23 protein-coding genes are annotated in these 21695 nt (G+C 75.3%); 12 read left to right on the forward strand and 11 right to left on the reverse strand.

The window, feature by feature from the left end; genetic code table 11:
* Nucleotides 1–38: 38 nt before the first annotated feature.
* Complete coding sequence (locus tag BLW63_RS14265) at nt 39–248, reverse strand: hypothetical protein (RefSeq protein WP_139263543.1); 210 nt, start codon at nt 246–248, stop codon at nt 39–41.
* Between the two features lie 363 nt (nt 249–611).
* Between BLW63_RS14265 and BLW63_RS14270 the strand changes: the two genes are divergently transcribed.
* Nucleotides 612–1664, forward strand: coding sequence for a C40 family peptidase (locus BLW63_RS14270; protein ID WP_091157486.1), 1053 nt, complete (start codon nt 612–614; stop codon nt 1662–1664).
* A 69-nt stretch (nt 1665–1733) separates the two neighbouring features.
* Here the strand turns inward: BLW63_RS14270 and BLW63_RS14275 are convergent, their stop codons facing one another.
* Entirely contained in the window at nt 1734–2270 is a 537-nt protein-coding gene (locus BLW63_RS14275; RefSeq protein WP_211517114.1) for a hypothetical protein, read from the reverse strand.
* A gap of 70 nt (nt 2271–2340) precedes the next feature.
* On the opposite strand from BLW63_RS14275, the gene BLW63_RS14280 reads away from it, so the two are divergent.
* Entirely contained in the window at nt 2341–2676 is a 336-nt protein-coding gene (locus tag BLW63_RS14280; RefSeq protein WP_091157491.1) for a DUF3817 domain-containing protein, read from the forward strand.
* A 23-nt stretch (nt 2677–2699) separates the two neighbouring features.
* Nucleotides 2700–4025 (forward strand): serine hydrolase domain-containing protein, encoded by a 1326-nt coding sequence (locus tag BLW63_RS14285; protein WP_091157495.1) that lies wholly within the window; start codon nt 2700–2702, stop codon nt 4023–4025.
* A gap of 72 nt (nt 4026–4097) precedes the next feature.
* Here the strand turns inward: BLW63_RS14285 and BLW63_RS14290 are convergent, their stop codons facing one another.
* From BLW63_RS14290 to BLW63_RS14300, 3 genes are all read right to left on the reverse strand, one after another.
* Nucleotides 4098–4388 (reverse strand): PNPOx family protein, encoded by a 291-nt coding sequence (locus tag BLW63_RS14290; protein ID WP_091157499.1) that lies wholly within the window; start codon nt 4386–4388, stop codon nt 4098–4100.
* A 93-nt stretch (nt 4389–4481) separates the two neighbouring features.
* Nucleotides 4482–4994: a hypothetical protein gene (locus BLW63_RS14295; protein ID WP_244522593.1), complete on the reverse strand. Its 513-nt coding sequence runs from the start codon at nt 4992–4994 to the stop codon at nt 4482–4484.
* Nucleotides 4995–5097: 103 nt separating this feature from the next.
* Nucleotides 5098–5652, reverse strand: coding sequence for a hypothetical protein (locus tag BLW63_RS14300; RefSeq protein ID WP_091157508.1), 555 nt, complete (start codon nt 5650–5652; stop codon nt 5098–5100).
* Between the two features lie 56 nt (nt 5653–5708).
* On the opposite strand from BLW63_RS14300, the gene BLW63_RS14305 reads away from it, so the two are divergent.
* Nucleotides 5709–5957 carry a DUF3253 domain-containing protein gene (locus BLW63_RS14305; RefSeq protein WP_091157512.1) on the forward strand — a complete coding sequence of 83 codons (249 nt, stop codon included), beginning with the start codon at nt 5709–5711 and terminating at the stop codon, nt 5955–5957.
* Here the strand turns inward: BLW63_RS14305 and BLW63_RS14310 are convergent.
* Entirely contained in the window at nt 5954–6445 is a 492-nt protein-coding gene (locus tag BLW63_RS14310) for an Lrp/AsnC family transcriptional regulator (protein WP_211517115.1), read from the reverse strand. The genes BLW63_RS14305 and BLW63_RS14310 overlap by 4 nt on opposite strands.
* A gap of 218 nt (nt 6446–6663) precedes the next feature.
* Here BLW63_RS14310 and pdhA point away from each other — a divergent pair, with 218 nt between their 5' ends.
* The 5 genes from pdhA to BLW63_RS14335 all read left to right on the forward strand — a co-directional run bounded on the left by pdhA (nt 6664) and on the right by BLW63_RS14335 (nt 12071).
* Nucleotides 6664–7800, forward strand: coding sequence for a pyruvate dehydrogenase (acetyl-transferring) E1 component subunit alpha (gene pdhA, locus BLW63_RS14315; protein WP_091157516.1), 1137 nt, complete (start codon nt 6664–6666; stop codon nt 7798–7800).
* Nucleotides 7797–8777, forward strand: a complete 981-nt coding sequence (locus BLW63_RS14320; RefSeq protein ID WP_091157520.1) for an alpha-ketoacid dehydrogenase subunit beta — start codon at nt 7797–7799, stop codon at nt 8775–8777. Before pdhA ends, BLW63_RS14320 begins: the two co-directional genes overlap by 4 nt.
* A gap of 5 nt (nt 8778–8782) precedes the next feature.
* Nucleotides 8783–10267 (forward strand): dihydrolipoamide acetyltransferase family protein, encoded by a 1485-nt coding sequence (locus BLW63_RS14325; RefSeq protein ID WP_091157524.1) that lies wholly within the window; start codon nt 8783–8785, stop codon nt 10265–10267.
* Between the two features lie 87 nt (nt 10268–10354).
* Nucleotides 10355–11524 carry an AGE family epimerase/isomerase gene (locus BLW63_RS14330; RefSeq protein ID WP_244522578.1) on the forward strand — a complete coding sequence of 390 codons (1170 nt, stop codon included), beginning with the start codon at nt 10355–10357 and terminating at the stop codon, nt 11522–11524.
* A 79-nt stretch (nt 11525–11603) separates the two neighbouring features.
* A complete protein-coding gene (locus BLW63_RS14335) occupies nt 11604–12071 on the forward strand; it encodes an SRPBCC family protein (RefSeq protein WP_091157531.1) in 468 nt (155 codons plus the stop codon).
* 237 nt (nt 12072–12308) lie between these two features.
* On the opposite strand, the gene BLW63_RS14340 is transcribed toward BLW63_RS14335, so the two are convergent.
* From BLW63_RS14340 to BLW63_RS14355, 4 genes are read right to left on the reverse strand one after another with little or no spacing between them, the layout of a single operon-like run.
* Nucleotides 12309–12569, reverse strand: coding sequence for an HPr family phosphocarrier protein (locus BLW63_RS14340; RefSeq protein ID WP_091157536.1), 261 nt, complete (start codon nt 12567–12569; stop codon nt 12309–12311).
* Nucleotides 12570–12619: 50 nt separating this feature from the next.
* Nucleotides 12620–14776, reverse strand: coding sequence for a PTS fructose transporter subunit IIABC (locus tag BLW63_RS14345; protein WP_091157541.1), 2157 nt, complete (start codon nt 14774–14776; stop codon nt 12620–12622).
* 20 nt (nt 14777–14796) lie between these two features.
* Complete coding sequence (locus BLW63_RS14350; RefSeq protein ID WP_091157546.1) at nt 14797–15828, reverse strand: 1-phosphofructokinase family hexose kinase; 1032 nt, start codon at nt 15826–15828, stop codon at nt 14797–14799.
* Entirely contained in the window at nt 15825–16592 is a 768-nt protein-coding gene (locus BLW63_RS14355) for a DeoR/GlpR family DNA-binding transcription regulator (RefSeq protein ID WP_091157549.1), read from the reverse strand. Before BLW63_RS14355 ends, BLW63_RS14350 begins: the two co-directional genes overlap by 4 nt.
* Before the next feature lie 161 nt (nt 16593–16753).
* On the opposite strand from BLW63_RS14355, the gene BLW63_RS14360 reads away from it, so the two are divergent.
* Nucleotides 16754–18463: a phosphoenolpyruvate--protein phosphotransferase gene (locus BLW63_RS14360; protein WP_091157551.1), complete on the forward strand. Its 1710-nt coding sequence runs from the start codon at nt 16754–16756 to the stop codon at nt 18461–18463.
* 157 nt (nt 18464–18620) lie between these two features.
* Nucleotides 18621–18770: a hypothetical protein gene (locus BLW63_RS26830; protein ID WP_170856777.1), complete on the forward strand. Its 150-nt coding sequence runs from the start codon at nt 18621–18623 to the stop codon at nt 18768–18770.
* 117 nt (nt 18771–18887) lie between these two features.
* On the opposite strand, the gene BLW63_RS14365 is transcribed toward BLW63_RS26830, so the two are convergent.
* On the reverse strand, nt 18888–19397 hold the full coding sequence (locus BLW63_RS14365; RefSeq protein ID WP_244522579.1) for a DUF4396 domain-containing protein: 510 nt from the start codon (nt 19395–19397) through the stop codon (nt 18888–18890).
* 215 nt (nt 19398–19612) lie between these two features.
* On the opposite strand from BLW63_RS14365, the gene BLW63_RS28580 reads away from it, so the two are divergent.
* On the forward strand, nt 19613–21688 hold the full coding sequence (locus tag BLW63_RS28580) for a sensor domain-containing diguanylate cyclase (protein WP_280140523.1): 2076 nt from the start codon (nt 19613–19615) through the stop codon (nt 21686–21688).
* Nucleotides 21689–21695: the final 7 nt, after the last annotated feature.

Consider the following 21695-nt stretch of genomic DNA (forward strand, 5'->3'; position numbering starts at 1 on the left):
GACCGTAGCCGGAGCGCCCCTGTCCCTGCGTGCCGCCGTCAGTTCGCCCCGTCGTCCTCCTCGTCGGTCTGCTCCTCGTTGTCCTGCTCGGTGTCCTCGCACTGCTCCTCGTCGGTGGCGCCGGCCTCGGCGGCCCCGCACTCGGTCGTGCCCCGGTCCAGGTCGGTGTTGTCGTCCTCGGTGTTGCTGCCGCAGCCCACCAGCGCGACGACGGTGGCGAGGACGACCAGCGGGCGCTTCAGATCCATGGCCGCTGCGTGCCCCGGCGCACCCACGGTGAACCCCGTCCGTCACACCTGTCCCGCCCGTTCCCGCCGACCGCGGCGGTCGAGTCGAGAGTCCACGAAATCACAACCGGGTGATTGTCACGGCGCCGTCGCGGACCCTACGGTGTGTACATCCGTCGGGGCGCTCCGTCACCAGCCTGGGTGACACCCCGCGGGTGCCGCCGAGCCGGCGCTCTCCTCCCCGGGAGCGCTGGGCCGGGGACCCACCGAACCACTGGGGTGAAGCGCACGCCGGCACCGCGGCCGGCCGCGCCGGGCACGTCCAGCCCGAACCCGTCAGCTGACCCGGTAGGCGGCCGTGGATGAACGGAGTGCCGCCGCACCATGGCGACCCCTCGCGCTGCCCGTCGCGCTGCCCTCGTCCTGGCCGGCGTCATCGGCCTGGCCCTCGCGCCTGCCCCGGCCGGCGCGGAGGAGCCGACCTCCGCCGCCGAGGCCGCGGCCCTCGTCGCCGCCCGCGGCCACGAGCTGGAGGTCCTCACCGAGGACTTCAACGAGGCCCGCGAGGTGCTGGCCGGCCAGCAGGCGGCGGCGCAGGCGGCGGCCGCGGCGGTGACCGAGGCGCAGGCGGCGGCCGCCACGGCCCGCGAGTCGGTCGTCGGCGTCGCCCGCACGGCCTTCACCGGCGACTCCATGGGCTCCTTCCAGGCCCTGATGACCAGCGACTCCGCCGAGGAGTTCGTCAACCGGGTGACCCTGCTGCAGGCGGTCGCCGGCCACCAGGGCGAGCTGCTCGAGGCGGCGGTCGCGGCCGGCGAGGTGGCCACGCAGGCGCAGGTCGTGGCCGACCGGGCCGGCACCGAGGCGCAGCAGCAGTACGACGCGGTCGCCCGGCAGCAGGCCGACCTGCAGGCCCAGATCGCCGGGTACCAGGCCGACTACGCCCGGCTGTCGGCCGAGGAGCGGCGGGCCGCGCTCGAGGCCGCCGCGGCCGCGCACGGCGCCGGCGAGGGCGGCCGGGCCAGCCGGACCGAGCGCGAGGCGCCGGCCGCGGCGGCCTCCGCCCCCGTGGCGGTCGACGGGGGCTCGCTGCAGGCGGTCATCGACCGCGCGCTGGCCCAGCGCGGCAAGCCCTACGTATGGGCGGCGTCGGGTCCGGGCTCGTTCGACTGCTCGGGCCTGGTGCAGTACGCGTTCCAGGCGGCCGGCATCAGCCTGCCGCACTCCAGCCGCATGCAGTCGCAGACGGGCACGCCGGTGTCCCGCTCCGAGGCCCGCGCCGGCGACCTGGTCGCCTTCTACAGCCCGGTCAGCCACATCGGCATCTACCTGGGCAACGGGCAGATGGTGCACGCGCCGACGTCCGGCGACGTCGTCAAGGTCGCCAGCGTCGACAACATGGGCGCGACGCCGAAGTTCAACCGCATCGCCGGCTGAAGGACGGCCGCCGTGATCATCGCCGTGTGGCTGCTCGACACGCCGACAGCAACCGCCACTTGCCGATGATCACGGCGGGTCGACGGCCTGGAGCAGGCCCCAGACGAAGCGGGCGCGGACGTCGCCGGGCAGGTGCACCTCCCAGCGGGTGACGACGCCGGGGTCCACGCTCGTCGCCCCGCGCAGCCCGACCACGTCGTCCAGCGTGTGCTCCCACACCCGCAGCCGGGCCGGCGTGGCCCGCGGGACGGGGGAGCCCGGGGCCCGCACCAGGTGCTCCTGCAGCACGCTGCCGCCGGGGCCGGTGAGCACCTCCCAGTACAGGTGCGGCCACAGCGGCAGCGGCCAGCGGCGCACCTCCAGGCCGAGGTCGCCGAAGCGGCGGTCCTCGGTCTCCTCCGGCGGGCCGAGGACGGCCGAGCGCAGCGCCAGCCCCCGCGGCGCCCGCGGCGAGTGCTGCAGCGCCTGCCAGCGGGTGTGCGCCGCGTGCGCCTCCCCGCGGGTGGCGCGCAGCCGGGGCAGCGCCTCCGCGACCAGGTCCGGCCGCAGGTCGGCCATCCGGCGGAGCAGCACCAGGCAGAACTCCCGCCGCGCCAGACCCCGCACGGGCCCCGACCCTGCCAGGTGGCACGCCTCACCACACCGACCCGGCCGGTCCGCCGGGGCGTCGGGGACCATGGGCGGCGTGAAGCCGCGCGCCGTCGCCCTCGCCTTCCGTGCCGTCGCCCTCGCCGAGGCGTGCTCCTGGGCGGGCCTGCTGTTCGGGATGTTCGTCAAGTACGTGCTGGCGACCTCCGAGCGCGGCGTGCAGATCTTCGGCCCGATCCACGGCGGGATTTTCGTCGCCTACGTCGTCGTCGCGGTCGTGGCCGCCCGGGTGCTGCGCTGGAACGCGACCACCACGCTGCTCGCCCTGGCCGCGTCGGTGCCGCCGCTGGCCACCCTGTGGTTCGACCGCTGGGCCACCCGCAACGGCCGGCTGCCCGTGCCCGAGGCCGCGCCCACGTCCTGACCCGGCTCGCTAGCGTCCGGTCCGTGCCCGACGCCGTCCTGCCGTCCACCGCCCGCCTGCTGCTCGCCCGCACCGCCCGCGTCCAGCGCGAGGGGCGGGCGCCCGGCCTCGTCGCCGGCGTCGTCCGGGACGGTGGGCTGGCCTGGTCGACCGGGCGCGGCGACGTCCCCGAGCCGCACACCGACGTCCAGTACCGGCTGGGGTCGATCAGCAAGACCGTCACCGCGGTCGCCGTCCTGCGGCTGCGCGACGAGGGCCGGGTGCACCTCGACGACCCGCTGGACCGGCACGTGCCCGGCACCCCGCTCGGTGACCGCACCGTCGGCCAGCTGCTCGCCCACGTCGCCGGTGCCGCCGCGGAGAGCCCCGGCGCGTGGTGGGAACGGGCACCGGGCGGCTCGCTGGCCGACCTGCAGCTGGCCCCCGAGCACGTCGTCCTCGGTGCCGCGCGCCGCTTCCACTACTCCAACCTCGGCTTCGGCCTGCTCGGCGAGCTGGTCGCCCGGCTACGCGGACGGTCCTGGGCGGACGTCGTCGCCGCCGAGGTGCTCGGCCCGCTCGGCATGACCCGCACGACGCCCCGGCCGGTCGCGCCCGCCGCCGAGGGCCATGCGGTGCACCCGTGGGCCGATGTCGTCCTGCCGGAGCCGGAGCACGACGCCGGCGTGATGGCCGCCGCCGGTCAGCTGTGGGCCACCCTGGCCGACCTCGGGCGCTTCGCCGCCTTCCTGCTCGGCGACACCGGGGACGTGCTCGACCCCGCGACCCTGGAGGAGATGACCGTGCCCGCGGGCGTGGACCCCTCCGCGCCGGGCTGGTCGGCGTACGGGCTCGGCGTGCAGGTGCTGCGGGTCGACGGGAGCACGCTGGTCGGCCACGGCGGCTCGATGCCCGGCTTCCTCGCCGGTGTCTTCGTCGACCGCGAGGAACGGACCGGCGCGGTGTCGCTGGCCAACACGACCGCCGGTCTGGACCCCCTGGTGCCGGGCCTGCTCGCCGACCTGCGCGCCGGCGAGCCGCGCGTCGTCGAGCCGTGGGTGCCCGAGTCGCCGCCGGTGCCGCTGGACGCCCTCGGCATCTGGTACTGGGGCCCGGGGCCGCACGCGCTGCGGGCGGTGCCCGGCGGCCTGCTGCACCTGGGCCCGCTGCCGGGCCGTGCCGGTCGGGCCAGCCGCTTCGCCCGCCGGGACGATCGCACGTGGGTGGGCCTGGACGGCTACTACGCCGGCGAGCCGCTGCGCATCGCCGACGACCACCTGGACCTGGGCACCTTCGTCTTCACCCGGCAGCCCTACGACCCCGACGCCCCGGTGCCCGGGGGCGTCGACGAGGGCGGCTGGCGGGCCTGACGCGGGGTCCGGCCCGCGAGACCGGCGATCTCGTGGCCATCACCCTTGATCGCCACGAGACCGCCGATCTCGTCAGGTCGCCGGGTGGAGCCCCGCGGAGTACTGCTCGCCGTAGTAGCGCTCGATGTCCTCGAGCCGCTGGTCCCGGCGCTCCAGCCGGTGCGCGATCACCGCCCGCAACGGGACGGCGTCCGGCGCCCGGCTCGCCGGGTCCCACAGCTCCGAGCGCAGGAACGCCTCGGCGCAGTGCGAGAGCACCTGCCGGTCGAGCTCGTCGAGGGTGGTCCGTTCCTTGGCGACGGCGCCCCGGATGGGCTCCCCGAGGAGCTCGGTGAGCTCGGCCTCCGTGGTGATGTCCTGCACCCGCGCAGTTGCCCGCGGGCCCATGGCGCGAGATCTGCACAGTGGTGGCGATCCGGCGGCTGATGACCGCCACTGTGCAGATCTCGCGCGAGCTCAGGGCAGGTCGAAGGCGTCCATCGTCGTCTTCACCACCGCGCCGTAGGCCAGGTGCGGGACGATGTCGCTGGCCCAGTCGGCCCCCGACCAGGTGCGCGGGTCGGTGATGCCGAGGACGGTCATCGGCCCGTTGGCGGCGATCAGCACGCCGAGCGTGGTCAGCAGCGTGCCGACCAGCGGCTGCGGCCGGTAGCCGGCCGCGCGGACCAGGCCGACGACGACGCCGAACCCCACGCCCGCCACCAGCCCGGTGATCGGGCCCAGGCCCTGCACCCGGTTCCGGCGCGTCTCCTCGTCCCCCGGGATCGGCACGTGCGCCTTCTCCGCCAGCTTCTCCACGGTCAGCTCGGGGGTGGAGCTCGTCGGGCGGCCGCGGACGGTCATGTCGAGGTAGGTGACGGCGTTGAGCGCCGTGGTGCCCGCAGCCCCGGCCGCCGCGCCGCGCAGCGCCCAGCCCGCCGCGCTGATGCCGCGCCGTCCCTTGCCGATGGTCCCCAGCGGGGTGCGCATTGCCACCCGCCCGGTCTACCCCCGGCGGACGGCCGGGCACACCCTGCTCACCGCGGCGTGGGGCGGCACGGGGAACTCGGCCACGACCCGGGTCGTCGCAGGATCACCCGCCCGAGTCGGCGAACCGGCGACGGCGCACGAACAGCCCGGCGCCGAACGCCGCCACGAGCAGGACGGCGACGGCCGCCTCCAGCGTCGCGTCGGACAGCTGCCCGGCCAGCTCGGTGCCGGCCGCGCCGGGCCGCGGCGGGGCCGCGCCGGTCAGCATCTGCACCTCCGCCGCGGCCATGGCGTCCCACGGGCGGGTCCCGCCGCACAGGTCGGCCGCCAGCGCGTCGCCCTGCCGGGTGGCGAAGACGAGGAACGGCCCGTCGCCGCGGAGCTCGAGGCCGCACGAGGCGCCGGACGCGGCCGACAGCACGCCCTGCCGGGCCGACACCTCCCCGACGTGGACGGTGTCGACGGCGAAGACGTGCAGGGCCGTTCCGTCGTCCATCTCGCGGGAGACCAGCCGGCCGCTGAACACGGCGTCGGCGCGGGCGAGGGCGTCGGTCGTCGTCCCACCCGTGCAGCTGCAGGCCGACGCGGGCGGGGCCGACACCCAGCCGGCGACCACGAGCAGCAGGCCGGCGAGCAGCCCGGTCGTCCAGCGGCGCACCGGTCCAGCATCCCCGGCCGGTGGCGCGGCGGCGTCGACCACCGCACGCTGGCGGTGTGGACGACGTCGACGCGCGGCTGGAGCGGGCGATCGACGCGCTGCTCGACGAGCGGCGGGCCGGCGCGACGATCTGTCCCTCCGAGGCCGCCCGGGCGGTCGACCCCGACGGCTGGCGCGAGCTGATGCCCCCGGCGCGTGCGGCGGCCGGGCGGCTGGCCGCGGCCGGGCAGGTGGAGGTCACCCAGCGCGGCGAGGTCGTCAACGTGGCGACCGCGCGCGGTCCGGTGCGGGTGCGGCGGGTCTAGGGCGTGTCCGGGGGCCGGTCGGTCCCGGCCGCGCGGTCCAGCAGCGGTCCCACGCGGTGGTCGACCAGCCGGCGCAGCGCCAGCGCGGTGTCGGTGCGCTGGACACCGGGGATGGCCAGCACCCGCTCGGTGATCCGCCACAGGTCGTCGGCGTCGACCGCGACCACCCGCACCAGCAGGTCGGCGACGCCCGACAGTGCGGTCACCTCGAGCACCTCGGGGATGTGCGCGAGCGCGGCACCGACGTCGGCCAGGCTGCGCTGGACGACCTGCACGGTGACGTAGGCGCCCAGCCGGTAGCCGAGCGCCTCCGGGCGGACCCGGTGCTCGAAGGGCGCCAGCGCGCCGCTGGACTCCAGCCGGGCCAGCCGCGCCTGCACGGTGTTGCGCGCCAGGCCGAGCCGTTGCGACAGCGCCATCACCGTCGCCCGCGGGTCCTCGCCCAGGGCCTGCAGCAGGCGGGCGTCGGTGGCGTCGAGGGCCGGCACGTCGCTCAGTCTGACAGGCCCGACCACCCCGTGACGGGTCATCGTGCGCAGTCCGATCGGGGGATCTTGCGCAGAACGGCGGGTGGGTGTGTGCTCCAGGGACGGCCGGGTCGTGTCAGGATGTGTGAGTGGTGCCACACCCGGGCGCCGCGAGACGTCCACACCGCCCGCTCGCGCCGGCGACCCCGGCAGCGGCGGACGACGGCGAGGAGGAGCACGTGAGCGTTTCCAGTGCCACCGAGGTGGTCGACCCGGTACCGGGGGCGGGAGCGCCGCACCTGCCCCGGCAGCCCGACCTGGTCCAGCTGCTGACCCCCGAGGGCGAGCGGGTCGAGCACCCCGACTACGCCATCGACCTCGACGACCAGCAGCTGCGCGAGCTCTACCGCGACCTGGTCCTGGTCCGCCGGTGGGACGTCGAGGCCACCGCCCTGCAGCGGCAGGGCGAGCTGGGCATCTGGGCCTCGCTGCTGGGCCAGGAGGCCGCCCAGGTCGGCGCCGGCCGGGCGCTGCAGCCCGGCGACACGGCGTTCCCGACCTACCGGGAGCACGGCGTGGCCTGGACCCGCGGCGTCGACCCGCTGCACGTCATCAGCCTGTTCCGCGGCGTCGACAACGGTGGCTGGGACCCGGTCGCCACCGGCTTCAACCTCTACACCGTCGTCATCGGCGCGCAGTGCCTGCACGCCACCGGCTACGCGATGGGGGTGCAGCGGGACGGCTCCGAGACCGCCGTCCTGGCCTTCCTCGGCGACGGCGCGACCAGCCAGGGCGAGGTCAACGAGGCGATGATCTGGGCGGCCAGCTTCTCCGCGCCGGTCGTCTTCTTCTGCCAGAACAACCAGTACGCGATCAGCGTCCCGCTGGAGCGCCAGTCGCGGGTGCCGCTCTACCAGCGCGCCGCCGGCTTCGGCTTCCCCGGCGTCCGGGTCGACGGCAACGACGTCCTCGCCGTCCTGGCCGTGACCCGGGCGGCGCTCGTGGCCGCGCGGGACGGGCAGGGACCGACGTTCATCGAGGCCTTCACCTACCGCATGGGCGCGCACACCACCTCCGACGACCCCACCCGCTACCGGCTGGCCAGCGAGCTGGAGGAGTGGAAGCTGCGGGACCCGATCGCCCGGGTCAAGGCGTACCTCTCCCGCAGCGGCACCGCCGACCAGGACTTCTTCGACGCCGTCGAGGCCGAGGCCGACGAGCTCGCGGTTCGCATCCGGCGCGGCACGACCGAGATGCCCGACCCGCCGGGGACGGCGATGTTCGATCAGGTCTACGCCGAGCAGACGCCGCACCTGGCCGCGCAGCAGGCCCAGTTCGAGGCCTACCAGGCGAGCTTCGGGGAGGCGTCGGAATGAGTACCCAGACGCTCACCATCGGCAAGGCGCTCAACCTCGGCCTGCGCCGGGTCATGGAGGACGACGCCAAGGTCATGCTGATGGGCGAAGACATCGGCCGGCTCGGCGGGGTCTTCCGGATCACCGACGGCCTGCAGAAGGACTTCGGCGAGGACCGCGTCGTCGACACCCCGCTGGCCGAGGCCGGCATCCTGGGCACCGCCGTCGGCCTGGCCATGCGCGGCTACCGGCCGGTCTGCGAGATCCAGTTCGACGGGTTCGTCTTCCCCGCCTACAACCAGATCGTCACCCAGGTCGCCAAGATCCACGCCCGCTCGCGCGGGAAGCTGGCCATGCCGATCGTCATCCGGATCCCCTTCGGCGGCGGCATCGGCGCGGTCGAGCACCACAGCGAGAGCCCCGAGGCCTACTTCGGGCACACGCCCGGGCTCAAGGTGGTCGCGGTCAGCAACCCGGTCGACGCCTACTGGGGCATCCAGCAGGCGATCGCGCACCCCGACCCGATCGTGTTCCTCGAGCCCAAGCGCCGGTACTGGGACAAGGCCGAGGTCGACACCGCGGCCACGCCGGACCCGCTGTTCGCCTCCCGCGTCGTCCGCGGCGGGGACGACGTCACCGTGCTGGCCTACGGCCCGATGGTGAAGACGGTGCTGCAGGCGGCCGAGGCCGCGGCGGAGGAGGGCCGCTCGCTGGAGGTCGTCGACCTGCGCACCCTCTCCCCGCTGGACCTCGACCCGGTCGTCGAGTCGGTGCGGCGCACGGGCCGCTGCGTCATGGTCCACGAGGCGCCGGTGACCCTCGGGCTCGGCGCGGAGATCGCCGCGCGGATCACCGAGGAGTGCTTCCACTCGCTGGAGGCGCCGGTGCTCCGGGTGGGCGGCTACGACACGCCCTACCCGCCGTCGAAGCTCGAGGAGGAGTACCTCCCCGACCTCGACCGGGTGCTCGACGCCGTCGACCGATCCCTGGAGTACTGACCGAGATGCTGCGCCAGTTCAAGCTGCCCGACGTCGGCGAGGGGCTGACCGAAGGCGAGATCCTGCAGTGGCTGGTCGCCGTCGGCGACACGGTCACGGTCAACCAGCCGCTCTGCGAGGTGGAGACGGCGAAGGCCGCCGTCGAGCTGCCCTCGCCGTACGCCGGCACGGTCACCGCGCTGCTGCACGACGCCGGCAGCACCGTGGACGTCGGCACGCCGATCATCACCATCGACGTCGGCGGGGACGCCGCCCCGGCGCCCACCGGGGACGGCGGCGAGACCGCCGACGGGGCGGGCGGGGAAGAGGTGGCGGCCGGGCTGATCGGCGGGGCGGCGCCCGGCGGACGGACGGCGGTGCTCGTCGGCTACGGGCCGCGCAACACCGAGGCCCGCCGGCGTCCGCGCCGCGCCGCCCACGCGGCACCCGCGCCCGCACCCGCGGCCGACTACGGCTCCGGCGGCCAGGACCGGCCGCCGCTGCTGGCGACCGCGCCGGACGCGACCGCCAAGCCGGTCCGGCACGGCGGCCTGGAGGTCGGCCGCCAGGCCGAGGCGCACGCCGCGGCCGAGGCGGCGGCGCCGTCCCGGGCGGCCGAGCACGGCCACCGTCGGCCGCGGCCGCTGGCCAAGCCCCCGGTGCGCAAGCTGGCGAAGGACCTCGGCGTCGACCTGACCGCGCTGACCGGCAGCGGGGACGGCGGGGTGATCACCCGGGCCGACGTGCACGCCGCGGCAGCCGGGCCGTCCGCGGCGTCCGTCACCGAGCTCCGCCCGGTCCCCGCGGCGACGGCGGGGGAGCAGCGGATCCCGGTGAAGGGGGTGCGCAAGCACACCGCCGCCGCCATGGTGGCCAGCGCCTTCACCGCCCCGCACGTCACCGAGTTCCTCACCGTCGACGTGACCCGGATGCTGAAGCTGCGCTCGCGGATCGCGGCCCGGCCGGAGTTCGCCGGGGTCAAGGTCAGCCCGCTGCTGTTCGTCGCCAAGGCGCTGCTGCTGGCCGCGGGCCGGCACCCGATGGTCAACAGCTCCTGGGACGAGGCGGCGCAGGAGATCGTCGTCCACGGGCAGGTCAACCTCGGCATCGCCGCGGCCACCCCGCGCGGGCTCGTCGTCCCCAACGTCAAGGACGCCGGGCGGCTGTCGCTGGCCGAGCTGGCCGGCGCGCTCGCGCAGCTCACCGAGACCGCGCGGGCCGGCCGCACCGCTCCGGAGGACATGACCGGGGGCACGATCACGATCACCAACGTCGGCGTCTTCGGCGTCGACACCGGGACACCGATCCTCAACCCCGGCGAGTCCGCGATCCTCGCCTTCGGCGCGATCCGCGAGCTGCCGTGGGTGCACAAGGGGAAGGTGCGCCCGCGGCAGGTGACGCAGCTGGCGCTCTCGTTCGACCACCGGATCATCGACGGGGAGCTGGGCAGCCGGTTCCTCGCCGACGTCGGGGCCCTGCTGTCGGACCCGGGGACGGCGCTGGCGTTCTGAACCCGCCGACGATCATGGCGCCGTGACCACCGGTCCGGTTCAGGATGTGGTCGCGACGCCATGATCGTCGCGAGGGGAGGGGGCCCGGTGACCGACCTCGACCGGCTGCTCGAGTTCGCGGCCCGATCCCAGCTGCCCGACGGCGGCTTCGGCTACCTCGGCGACGACGGCCGGGTGCGGCCCGAGCGCGGCCAGGAGAGCTGGATCGTGGCCCGCATGACGCACGTCTTCGGGCTCGCGCAGCTGAGCGGGCGGAGCGGGTGGGACGACCTGGTCCGGCACGGGGTCGAGGCGCTGGCCGCCGGGCCGCTGCACGACGGCGACCGCGGCGGCTGGTACGCCTCGACCAGCGACGACGGCAAGGCCGCGTACGTGCACGCCTTCGTCGTCCTGGCCGGGGCCACGGCCGCGACGGCGGGGGCGCCCGGCGGCCGGGAGTTGCTCGACGAGGCGCTCGGCGTCTGGCAGACCCGGTTCTGGGACGACGCGGCGGGCCTGGCGGTCGAGGAGTGGGACGCCGGCTGGTCGCGGCTGTCGGACTACCGCGGCGCCAACGCCAACATGCACGGCGTCGAGGCCTCCCTCGCCGCCGCGGACGCCCTGGGGGACGGCGACCCGCGGGCCGCGCGGCTCCGCCGGCAGGCGTTGCGCACCGTGCAGCGGGTGGTGCACGGCTGGGCACGCGAGCGGGACTGGCGGCTGCCCGAGCACTTCACCGCGGGGTGGGAGCCGCTGCCCGACCACAACCGCGACGAGCCGGCCCACCCCTTCCGCCCGTACGGCGTGACCGTCGGGCACCAGTTCGAGTGGGCCCGGCTCGCGCTGCACGCCCGCGCCGTCACCCCGGATCCGCCGTCCTGGCTGCTCGAGGACGCCACCGGGCTGTTCACCGCGGCCGCCTCCCGCGGCTGGGCCGCCGACGGGCACGACGGCTTCCCGTACACGCTGGGCTGGGACGACCGGCCGGTGGTGTCCGCGCGCATGCACTGGGTGCTGTGCGAGGCGGTCGCGGCCGCGCAGACGCTGGCCGCCGTCACCGGCGACGCCTCCTACCGGCGTCTCGCCGAGCACTGGTGGGGGCACGGCGAGGCCCGCTTCGCCGACCCGGCGACCGGCAGCTGGCACCACGAGCTGACGCCGGAGGGCGCGGTCGCCACGGGCACGTGGGAGGGGCAGCCCGACGCCTACCACCTGGCGCAGGTGCTGCTGCTGCCCGGCCGCGCGGTGTGCGGGAGCGTGGCGGCCGCGCTCGGCTGACCGGTGTGAGGCAGGTGTCCTGCGTCGGGAGGTCGGGTAGAGCGACTCCATCCGAGGACCCCGAGTAGAGGAGGCCAACGTGGCCAGCGTGCAGGAATCCGTCGACGTCGACGTCCCCATCCGGGTCGCCTACGACCAGTGGACCCAGTTCGAGTCCTTCCCGAACTTCATGGGCGGGGTCGAGCGGATCACCCAGATCGACGAGACGCGCACTCACTGGGTGACCAACATCGACGGCGTCAAGCGGGAGTTCGACGCCGAGATCACCGAGCAACACCCCGAGGAGCGGGTGGCCTGGACCAGCACCGGCGGCGACGCCAAGCACGCCGGCGTGGTCACCTTCCACCGCCTCGACGACACCAAGACCCGGGTGATGATCCAGATCGACTGGGAGCCGCACGGCATCGTCGAGAAGGCCGGCGCGGCGCTGGGCTTCGACGACCGGCAGGTCAAGGCCGACGCCAAGCGGTTCAAGGCGTTCATCGAGAGCCGCGGCACCGAGACCGGCGCCTGGCGGGGCGACGTCCCGCGCCCTGACCAGACCTGAGAGAGGACCCCTCGCCCCCGCTGGAAGGTGATCTTCGGCGAGTGGCTGCCCGACACACCGACGGGAGCCACCACCCGCCGGTGATCACCGCACAGCCGGAAGACGACAGGACGGCGCCCGCCCCCTTCTGCAGGGGACGGGCGCCGTCGTCTGTGCGGCCCGGAGGCCGGCGGGTCGGCCCTCCTGCAGGGGCCCGCCGCGAGCTCGCGAGCGGTGGGGGGCAGGAGGGTCCTTCCGCTATTCGGCGTCGAGGTCCTGGGCGACCAGGCCCGCGATCTGCTCGAGGACGGCGGGGTCGTCGCTGCTGACGACGACCTCCGTCCCCTGCTTCGCGCCGAGAGTCATGATCATCAGCGGCGACCCGGCGTCCACCGGGTTCCCCCCGGTCGTCGCCAGCGTGACCGGGACACCGGCCTTGCCGACGGCCTCGGCGATGAGGGCCGCCGGGCGGGCGTGCAGCCCGACGCGAGAGCCGACGGTGACGGTCTGACTGGGCATGGGGTCTCTCCCTCTGTTGGGGGACGGGTGGTCGGGGACAGCCTGGCGTGTCAGGCGCGAGCCGGCTGGGTGACCGGGGCGGCGTTGTGGGCGTGGGCCATGTCGACGGCGTCCTCGGGGACGGCCTCGGCCTTCGGTCGGCCGATGCTCTTCGCGATGGTGACCGCCAGCGCGCCGACCACCGTGCCCGCCACGATCCCGACGATGAACCACAGGATCCCGGTGATCGCGAAGAGGACGAAGATGCCGCCGTGCGGGGCGCGGAGCTCGACACCCGCCGCCGCGACGATGGCGCCGGTGGTGGCACCGCCCAGCATCATCGAGGGGATGACCCGCAGCGGGTCGGCTGCGGCGAACGGGATCGCGCCCTCGGAGATGAACGAGGCGCCCAGCAGCCAGGCGGCCTTGCCCTGGTCCCGCTCGGCCGGCGTGTACAGCTTCGGGCGGATCACCGTGCTGAGCGCCATCGCCAGCGGGGGCACCATGCCGGCGGCCATGACGGTCGCCATGATGACCAGCGGAGCGCCGGTGGCCGTGGCGGTGAGGCCGGTGGTGGCGAAGACGTAGGCCGCCTTGTTGAGCGGGCCGCCGAGGTCGAAGCACATCATCAGGCCGAGGATGATCCCGAGCAGGGCCGCCGAGGTGCCGGTCAGGCCGTTGAGCCAGTTGCCCAGGCCGGTGAGGGCGGCGGCCAGCGGGCGGCCGAGGACGATGGCCATCAGGCCACTGGAGATCAGCGTCGCGAGCAGCGGGATGATCACGACCGGCTGCAGGCCGCGGACCCCGGTCGGCAGCTTCCAGCCGCTGATCCACCGCGCGGCGAAGCCGGCGATGATGCCGCCGACGAGGCCGCCGATGAAGCCGGCGCCCACGCTCACCGAGACGGCGCCGACGACGAAGCCGGGGACGATGCCCGGGCGGTCGGCGATCGCGTAGGCGATGTAGCCGGCCAGCGCCGGGACGAGGAACCCGAAGGCCGCCTGGCCCAGCACGATGCAGACCGCGCCGAGGTAGCCCCAGAAGCCGTCGTTGAGGCCCTCGGTGGGCGCGACGTCCGGCAGGTTGAGGAAGGTGTTGTTGAGGACCCAGTTCAGGGCGTAGCTGCTGCCCTCCTCCACGGGCGTTGTCGTGACGGTCGAGGGGTCGGTGCTGACGATCTGGTAGCCGCCGAACAGGAAGCCCAGGGCGATGAGCAGACCGCCCGCGGCGACGAACGGGATCATGTAGCTGACGCCGGTGAGCAGCCAGCGGCGGATCTCCGTCCCGACGCCGGGTCCGCCGCCTGCCGCAGCGGCGGACTCCTCCGCGCCACCGGCGCCACCCGGCACCCGGCGGGCGTTCGGGTCGTCGACGGCGGCCAGTGCCTCACGGAGCATGACGTCGGGCTCGTTGATCGCCCGCTTGGTGCCCGACTGGACGAGCGGCTTCCCGGCGAACCGGTCCCGGTCCCGGACGCCGACGTCGACGGCGAAGATGACCGCGTCGGCGGCCCGGATCACGGCCGGGTCCAGCGGGGTGGAGCCCGAGGAACCCTGGGTCTCGACGTGCACGTCGACGCCGGCGGCCTCGCCGGCCGCGGTGAGCTTGTCGGCGGCCATGTAGGTGTGCGCGATGCCGGTCGGGCAGGCGCTGACGACGACGACGCTGCGGCGGGCGCCGGTGGTGGTCGTGTCGGCGGCCGGCGTGGCGGCGGGGGTGGCAGCGGTCGCGGCGCTCGAGGAGCCGGACGCCGCGGGCGCGCCGGCGGGTGCCGGCTCGGGGGAGACGACCTCCTGCACCAGCCGTACGACGTCGTCGGCCGAGCCGGCCGCGCGCAGCGAGGCGACGAAGTCCGGCCGCACCAGCGCCCGGGCCAGGGCGGTCAGCAGGGTGAGGTGGTCGGCGTCGCCGTGCGCCGGCGCGGCGATGAGGAAGACGAGATCGGCCGGGCCGTCCGGGGCGCCGAAGTCGACCTTCGGGTCGAGCCGCGCGAAGGCCAGCGAGGCCTCGGTGACCGCCTCCGAGCGGCAGTGCGGGATGGCGATGCCGCCGGGCAGACCGGTCGCCGCCTGCGCCTCGCGGGCCAGGGCGTCGTCGGCGAGCCCGTCGGCGCTGGTGGCCCGCCCGGTCCCGGCGACGAGACCGGCGAGCCGGCGCACCACCGTGGCCTTGTCGGATCCCAGGTCGGCGTCGAGCGCCACCAGGTCTGGTGTGATCAGGTCGGGCATGGCCCACCTCTCCGGAGTGGTCAGCTGACGTCGCGGCCGGCGGCCGGGACGGTGGTGCTCCATGTGACGGGTGGTGCGGTGGTGCTGGGCAGGCCCGTGGTCCGGATGGTGACGATCTCGACATCGAGGGCGGCCACCTGCTCGGGCGTGGGGACGGCGGAACCGGGGAGCGAGGCGCTGGCCGCGCCGTACGCGACGGCGCTGCGGAGCCGCTCGGCCGGGGTGGCGCCGGCCAGGTCGGCCAGCAGGTGGCCGGCCAGGCTGCAGTCGCCGGCGCCGACGGTGCTGCGGACGGCGATCCGTGGCGGGCCGGCCGCCCAGACGCCCTCGGCGCAGGACAGCAGCGCGCCGTCGGCACCGAGGGTCAGCAGCACCTCGGTCACACCGCGCGCGTGCAGCGTGTCGACGGCGGCCAGCGCGGTGGCGCGGTTGGCGGTGAGGTGGGCCTCCGGGACGCCGGAGAGCTGGGAGAGCTCCTCGGAGTTGGGCTTGAGCAGGTCCGGCGCGGCGTCCGGGCCGGCGGCCAGCAGGGCCAGCAGCGGCGCCTCGGAGGTGTCCACGGCGATCTTCGCGCCGGTGTCGCGCAGCGAGCGGACCAGGTCGGCGTACCAGTCCAGCGGCGTGCCCGGGGGCAGCGAGCCGGACAGCGCCACCCAGCGGGCGCCCTCGGCGTGCTGGTGCAGCGCGATGGTGAGCGCCGCCCGTGCTTCGTCGTCCAGCGGGGCGCCCGGCTCGTTGAGCTTGGTGGTGGTGCCGTCGGGCTCGGCCAGCGTGTAGTTGGTGCGCACCGGGGTGGCGATGGGGACCGTGGCCATCGGCAGGTCCAGCCCGCGCAGCGCGCCCACGATGGGGTCGTCGTCGGCCGCGGGGAGCACGGTGACGACCTCCCCGCCCGCGGCGGCGACCGCGCGGGCGACGTTCACGCCCTTGCCGCCGGGCTCGGTGGAGCTCGGCGCCAGCCGGGCCACGCCGCCGCGCACCAGCGGACCGGGCAGCGACAGCGTCCGGTCCAGGCTGGGGTTGGCGGTGAGGGTGACGACTCGTCCAGTCATGCGACCACGACCTCGATCCCGGCGTCCTCGAGACGGGCGAGGTCGGCCGGTGCGGCCTCGGCGTCGGTGACCAGGACGTCGACGTCGGCCGGCGTCGCGAAACGGACCAGGTGCTCCCGGCCGAGCTTGCTGCTGTCGGCCAGGACGACGACCTTCTGCGCGGCGCGGATCATCGCCCGCTTCACGGAGGCCTCGGCCTCGTCGGGCGTGGTGAACCCGTGCTCGGGGGTCATGCCGTTGGTGCCCAGGAAGACGACGTCGACCCGCAGGTCGGCGAGGGTGGCGACCGCCCGCTCGCCCACGGCGCACTGGGTGATGCCGCGGACCCGACCGCCGAGCACGTGCAGGTCGACGCCGGGCGCCGCGGCCAGCCGGGCGGCGATCGGCACCGAGTGGGTGGCGACGAGCAGCCGGCGGTCGCTGGGGAGAATCTCGGCGAGGGCGGCGGTGGAGCTGCCGCCGTCGAGCAGCAGGCTGCCGTCGGGCGCGGGCAGCAGGTCCAGCGCGGCGGCGGCCATCTTGCGCTTCTGCTCGCTGCGGGTGCCGTGCCGCTCGCCGAGCGCGGTCTCCACGTAGGTGAGCGCGCCGGCGGGGACGGCGCCGCCGTGCACGCGGCGCAGCATCCCGGCACGCTCCAGGACGGCGAGGTCGCGGCGCACGGTCTCCGTGGTCACCCCGAACTCCTCGGCGAGCGCGGTCACCGAGACCCGGCCGCGGTCGGCGACCAGTGCGGCGATCGTCTGCTGGCGTTCCTCCGCGTACACGTCCCACCTCCCTCGGCCTACCACACAACGGGTGCCCGTTTGTGTTGGCTTGGTGTTGTGTTGGTGTTGTTCTACGTCTGATCCGTTGACAAGTCAACACCTCTTCGTGACTCTGGTCATAGCCGGAACAGCGTCCCGCCACCGACACGTGTGAGGTAGCCATGACCACCCACGCCCCTGGAACCGCCGCCCCGTCCACCACAGGTCCCGCGGTGCTCCCGGGCACGCCCGTCGTCCCCGGGGTGGCCTGGGGGCCGGTCGTGCGCCCGTCGGGTGCGGTCGTGCTGCCGCCCGACGACGGGATCGTGGTCGCCGAGCAGGAGCGCGCGGGGGAGAAGGAGCGCTTCGCCGCGGCCGCCGGCGTGGTGGCCGACCGGCTCACGGAGCGCGCGGGCGCGGCGACCGGGGTGAGCGCGGAGGTGCTGTCCACCACCGCCGGCCTGGCCCGGGACCGCGGCCTGCTCTCGGCGGTCGAGCAGCGGATCGACGCCGGCACGCCCGCCGCCGTCGCCACGGTGCAGGCCGCGCAGCAGTTCGTGGAACTGTTCACCAGCCTGGGCGGGCTCATGGCCGAGCGGGTGACCGACGTCCGCGACGTCCGGGACCGGATCGTCGCCCAGCTGACCGGGCAGGGCGAGCCCGGCGTCCCGAGCCCGGAGCAGCCCTCGGTGCTGCTCGCCGAGGACCTGGCGCCGGCCGACACCGCGGGGCTGGACCCCACCCGCATCACCGGCCTGGCCACCCGGCTGGGCGGCACGACCAGCCACACCGCGATCATCGCCCGCCAGCTTGGGATGCCCTGCGTGGTCGCCGTCGGCGGCCTGGACGACGTCCCGGAGGGCGCCACCGTGCTGCTCGACGGCGAGCGCGGCACGGTCACCGTCGACCCGGACCCGGAGGAGGCGCGCGCCCGGGTGGAGGCCGCGCAGGCCGCCGCCGCGGCGCTGGCCGGGTACCGCGGGCCGGGTCGCACCCGCGACGGGGTCGAGGTGAAGGTGCTGGCCAACGTGCAGGACGGCGCCGGGGCGCGGGCCGCGGCGGCCAAGCACGCCGAGGGCGTCGGGCTGCTGCGCACCGAGCTGGCCTTCCTCAGCCGGGCCGAGGAGCCCTCGGTCGAGGAGCAGGCGGCGGGCTACGCCGAGGTGTTCGAGGCCTTCCCCGGGGAGCGGGTCGTCGTCCGCACCCTGGACGCCGGGTCGGACAAGCCGCTGGCCTTCGCCACGATGCCCGACGAGGAGAACCCGGCGCTCGGCGTCCGCGGGCTGCGGGTGGCCCGCCGCGACCCCGGCCTGCTGGAGCGGCAGCTGGACGCGATCGCCGAGGGCGCCCGCCGGGCCGGCGCCTCGCCGTGGGTGATGGCACCGATGGTGGCCACCGTCGCCGAGGCCGCGGACTTCGCCGGGCGGGTGCGCGCCCGCGGGCTCACGCCCGGCGTGATGATCGAGGTGCCGTCGGCGGCGCTGATGGCCGAGCGGCTGCTGCAGCACGTCGACTTCCTGTCGATCGGCACCAACGACCTCTCGCAGTACACGCTGGCCGCCGACCGGCTCTCCGCCGACCTCGCCGACCTCACCGACCCGTGGCAGCCGGCGCTGCTGGCCCTGGTGCAGCTCACCGCCCAGGCCGGCCGCCGTACCGGGCAGCCGGTCGGCGTCTGCGGGGAGGCCGCCGCCGACCCGCTGCTGGCCTGTGTCCTGATCGGCCTCGGCATCACCTCGCTGTCGTGTGCGGCCTCGTCCATCGCCGGTGTCGGGGCCCGGCTGGCCGTCGTCGACACCGACGCGTGCCGGCGGGCCGCGGATGCGGCGCTGCTGACCGACGACCCGCACGCCGCGCGCGCCGCGGCGCGCCGGGAGCTGGGGGTGGAGTGAGCGGCCGTGGCGTCACCGGCTGAGGCCGATGTCACCTGTCGGAGCGACGGATCGTCGCCGTATCTCGTCATGTGCCTAGTTTTCTTCGGAATAATCCGGCGTGGACCTGCATTGCTCTGGGTGCAGACCATACGAAACCGGAAGAAGGCAACGAGACATGAACAGCGTGACCTCCAGCTGGCGGCGGCGTCGGCAGGCGGCGCGGACGCGTCGGGCGCTCGACCGTGCCCTCGCTCGCAGCAGCAGCCCGGCGATGCGGGACGAGCTGCTGACGATGGCCAACGGCGGCGGGTTCTCCCTCCGCTGACAGGGGACCCCCTCGCCCCCCGTGAAGGACCCCCTGCCGCCCGCCATCGAAGGACCCTCCTGCCCCCCACCGTTCGCCGCGAGCGTGCGAGCGGTGGGGAAGCAGGGGGGTCCTTCATCAGTGCAGGCGGTGGACCACGGCGTGACCCCGGCCGCGGCTGATCATCCAGCGGTTGACCGGCAGGGTCACCACGAAGGCGACCGCCAGGGCGCCGGCGAGTGCGAGCCAGAACAGCGAGCCGCCGATGCCGGCCTCCATCGCGCCGGGCACCGAGAGCACGACCGCGTTGTCGACGACCTCCATGACGGCGATGGAGAGCGTGTCGGCGGCCAGCGCCACCCGCAGCGCCTGCCGGACCGGCAGTCCGGCGCGCAGCACGCCGCGCATGGTCAGCGCGTAGCCGAAGACGAACGCCAGGGCGACGGCGAGCGCCACCGTGGCCCAGTCGGGCAGGCCGATGGACGTGCCGATCACCATGCCGAGCACCTCGCCGATGGCGCAGCCGGTGAGGCAGTGCAGCGTGGCGCTCGCGGCCATGGCCCAGGACGCGGGTGCCGGCCCGTGTCCGGGCGCCGGCGGGTGGCCCTCGTGGGTGTGCGCTGCGTGGCCGTGCGGGCTCGTCGTCACGGGAGTCGCCTCCTCGGGTCGGTCGCCGGGGACCGGGTGTCCCGGCAACGGAGAAAATACCCCCCACGGGTATCTGTGTCACCCGTCCGCCGCACGGCCGGTGTTCCGGCACTGCGCGGTCCCTCTTTTGGGGTGGACCCGTTCAACACGGGCCCCGTTCCTGCCGATGGGACGGGCGTGAGCAGAACGGGTGGCCCGAGGTGAGCGGCCCTGCGGTGTCCGAGCCTCGGGAGACGTCCGGCGCCACCACGGGGCTGCTGTTGAGCTACGTGCGCGAGCAGGGCGGGGACGACGCGGTCGCGGAGGTGCTGCGCCGTGCCGGTGTGCCGTTCACCGCCGCCGAGCTCGAGCTGCCCTCGCACTGGACCAGCTACGACACCCGGATCAAGCTGTTCACCGCTGCCACCGAGGTGCTCGGCGACCCGCAGACCATGTTCCGCGTCGGCCGCGAGGCCCTCGGGCTCGGCCTGACCCCGGCCTTGATCCTGCTCATCCGTGCGATGGGCTCACCGCGCCAGGTGTACCGCCAGTTGCCGCGCGCCGTGGCCAAGTTCTCCACCACCTCGACGATGCGGGTCCTCGAGGCCGGTGCCACCCACGCGACGCTCAGCTACCGGCTGCACGAGGGCTACCGGCACTCCCGGCTGGACTGCGAGTACGCCCAGGGCCTCATCGGCATGGTGCCGACGGTCTTCGGGCTGCCGCAGGCGCAGCTCGTGCACGTCGAGTGCGAGTCCGACGGCCACCCCGTCTGCGTCTACCACCTGACGTGGGAGCGCCGCCGGAGGCTGGGCGGGCGCCGCCGCACCGACGACGACGTCCCCGAGCTGCTGGCCCTGCGCGAGCAGCTGCGCATCCTGCAGTCGGCGGCCGCCGACCTGGTCGCCAGCGAGGACGTCGAGACCGTCCTGCAGCGGATCATCGAGAAGGCCGCCGAGGCGGTGCTCGCCCCGGGCTGGGTGCTCGCCGTGGCCGACCCCGCGGGCGGTCCCGCGCTGGTGCACAGCGCCGGCCTGCCGCAGCACCAGGTCGACAGCCTCGCGGCCACGCTGCTGGCCGGCGCCGACCCGGGCCCGAACGTCGTCGCGGTCGACGTCGCCTCGGCCCGTCGGGTGCACGGCCGGCTGGCCACCGTCTACCGTCCTGGTGACGGCGGCCTCCAGCACGAGCGCCAGATGCTCGCCGCCTACGCCGGCTACGCCGCGGCCGCCCTCGACCTGCTCATGGCGCTGGAGAGCTCTCGGCAGGAGGCCGACCGCGCCGGGACGCTGCTCACCCTGGCCCACGAGCTCGCCGGGGCCACCGACGCCGGTGACGTGTGCACGGTGGTCGTCGAGGCGCTGCCCCGCGTCGTCGGCTGCGACAGCGCCGCGGTGCTGCTCTGGGACCCGGCGGAGGGCTGCCTGCGCACGGCCGCCCACGTGGACCCCGTGCCGGAGCACCAGCAGATCATGTACGGGACGCCCCTCCACGCCGAGGACGTCCCGGAGCTGGTCGGGATGCTGACGGACCGGGAGCCACGCTTCCTGCGGCCCGAGTCCAGCAGCCCCGTCCTGGAGCAACTGCTCACGGCCCTGCAGCTCACCGACGTCGTCGCCGTCCCTGTCGTGGCCGGGCGCACCTTCCTCGGCGTCGCCACCGCGAGCTGGCCGGCCGGGCGGGCCCCCGAGGTCCTCGCCGGCGACGTCCTGCACCGCCTGCGCGGTGTCGGCGACCAGGCCGCGACCGCCCTCCAGCGGGCCCGCCTGCTCGAGACCGTGCGACACCAGGCCACCCACGACGCGCTGACCGGGCTGCCCAACCGGGTGCTCTTCCTCGAGCGGCTCGGCGAGGCGCTGGCCACCACGCCCGCCGACCAGCACGTCGGCGTGCTCTTCTGCGACCTCGACCGCTTCAAGGCGGTCAACGACTCCCTCGGCCACGCCGCCGGCGACGAGCTGCTGCGCCAGGTGGCCGCCCGGCTGCGCGCCGCGATCCGCCCCGACGACATGGTGGGCCGGCTCAGCGGCGACGAGTTCGCCGTCCTGCTGCCCGTCCTCGCCCGGCCGGAGGACGCCGACCGCGTCGTCGCCCGGGTGCTGGGCTGCTTCGACGAGCCCTTCCGCCTGGAGGGCACCGCCGTCGCCGTCGGCACCAGCGTGGGCGTCGCCGTCCACGGGGGTGGCCAGGGCGGTGCCGACGCGCTGCTGCGCGCCTCGGACGCGGACATGTACCGCCACAAGAAGAAGACCCCCTCCCCTCCACGGCTCGCGAGCTCGCCGCGGGACCCTGAAGGGGGCCACGAGTCGTAGCCGCAGG

The sequence above is a fragment of the Geodermatophilus africanus genome (genome assembly GCF_900107105.1).
In the GTDB taxonomy this organism is placed as follows: domain Bacteria; phylum Actinomycetota; class Actinomycetes; order Mycobacteriales; family Geodermatophilaceae; genus Geodermatophilus; species Geodermatophilus africanus.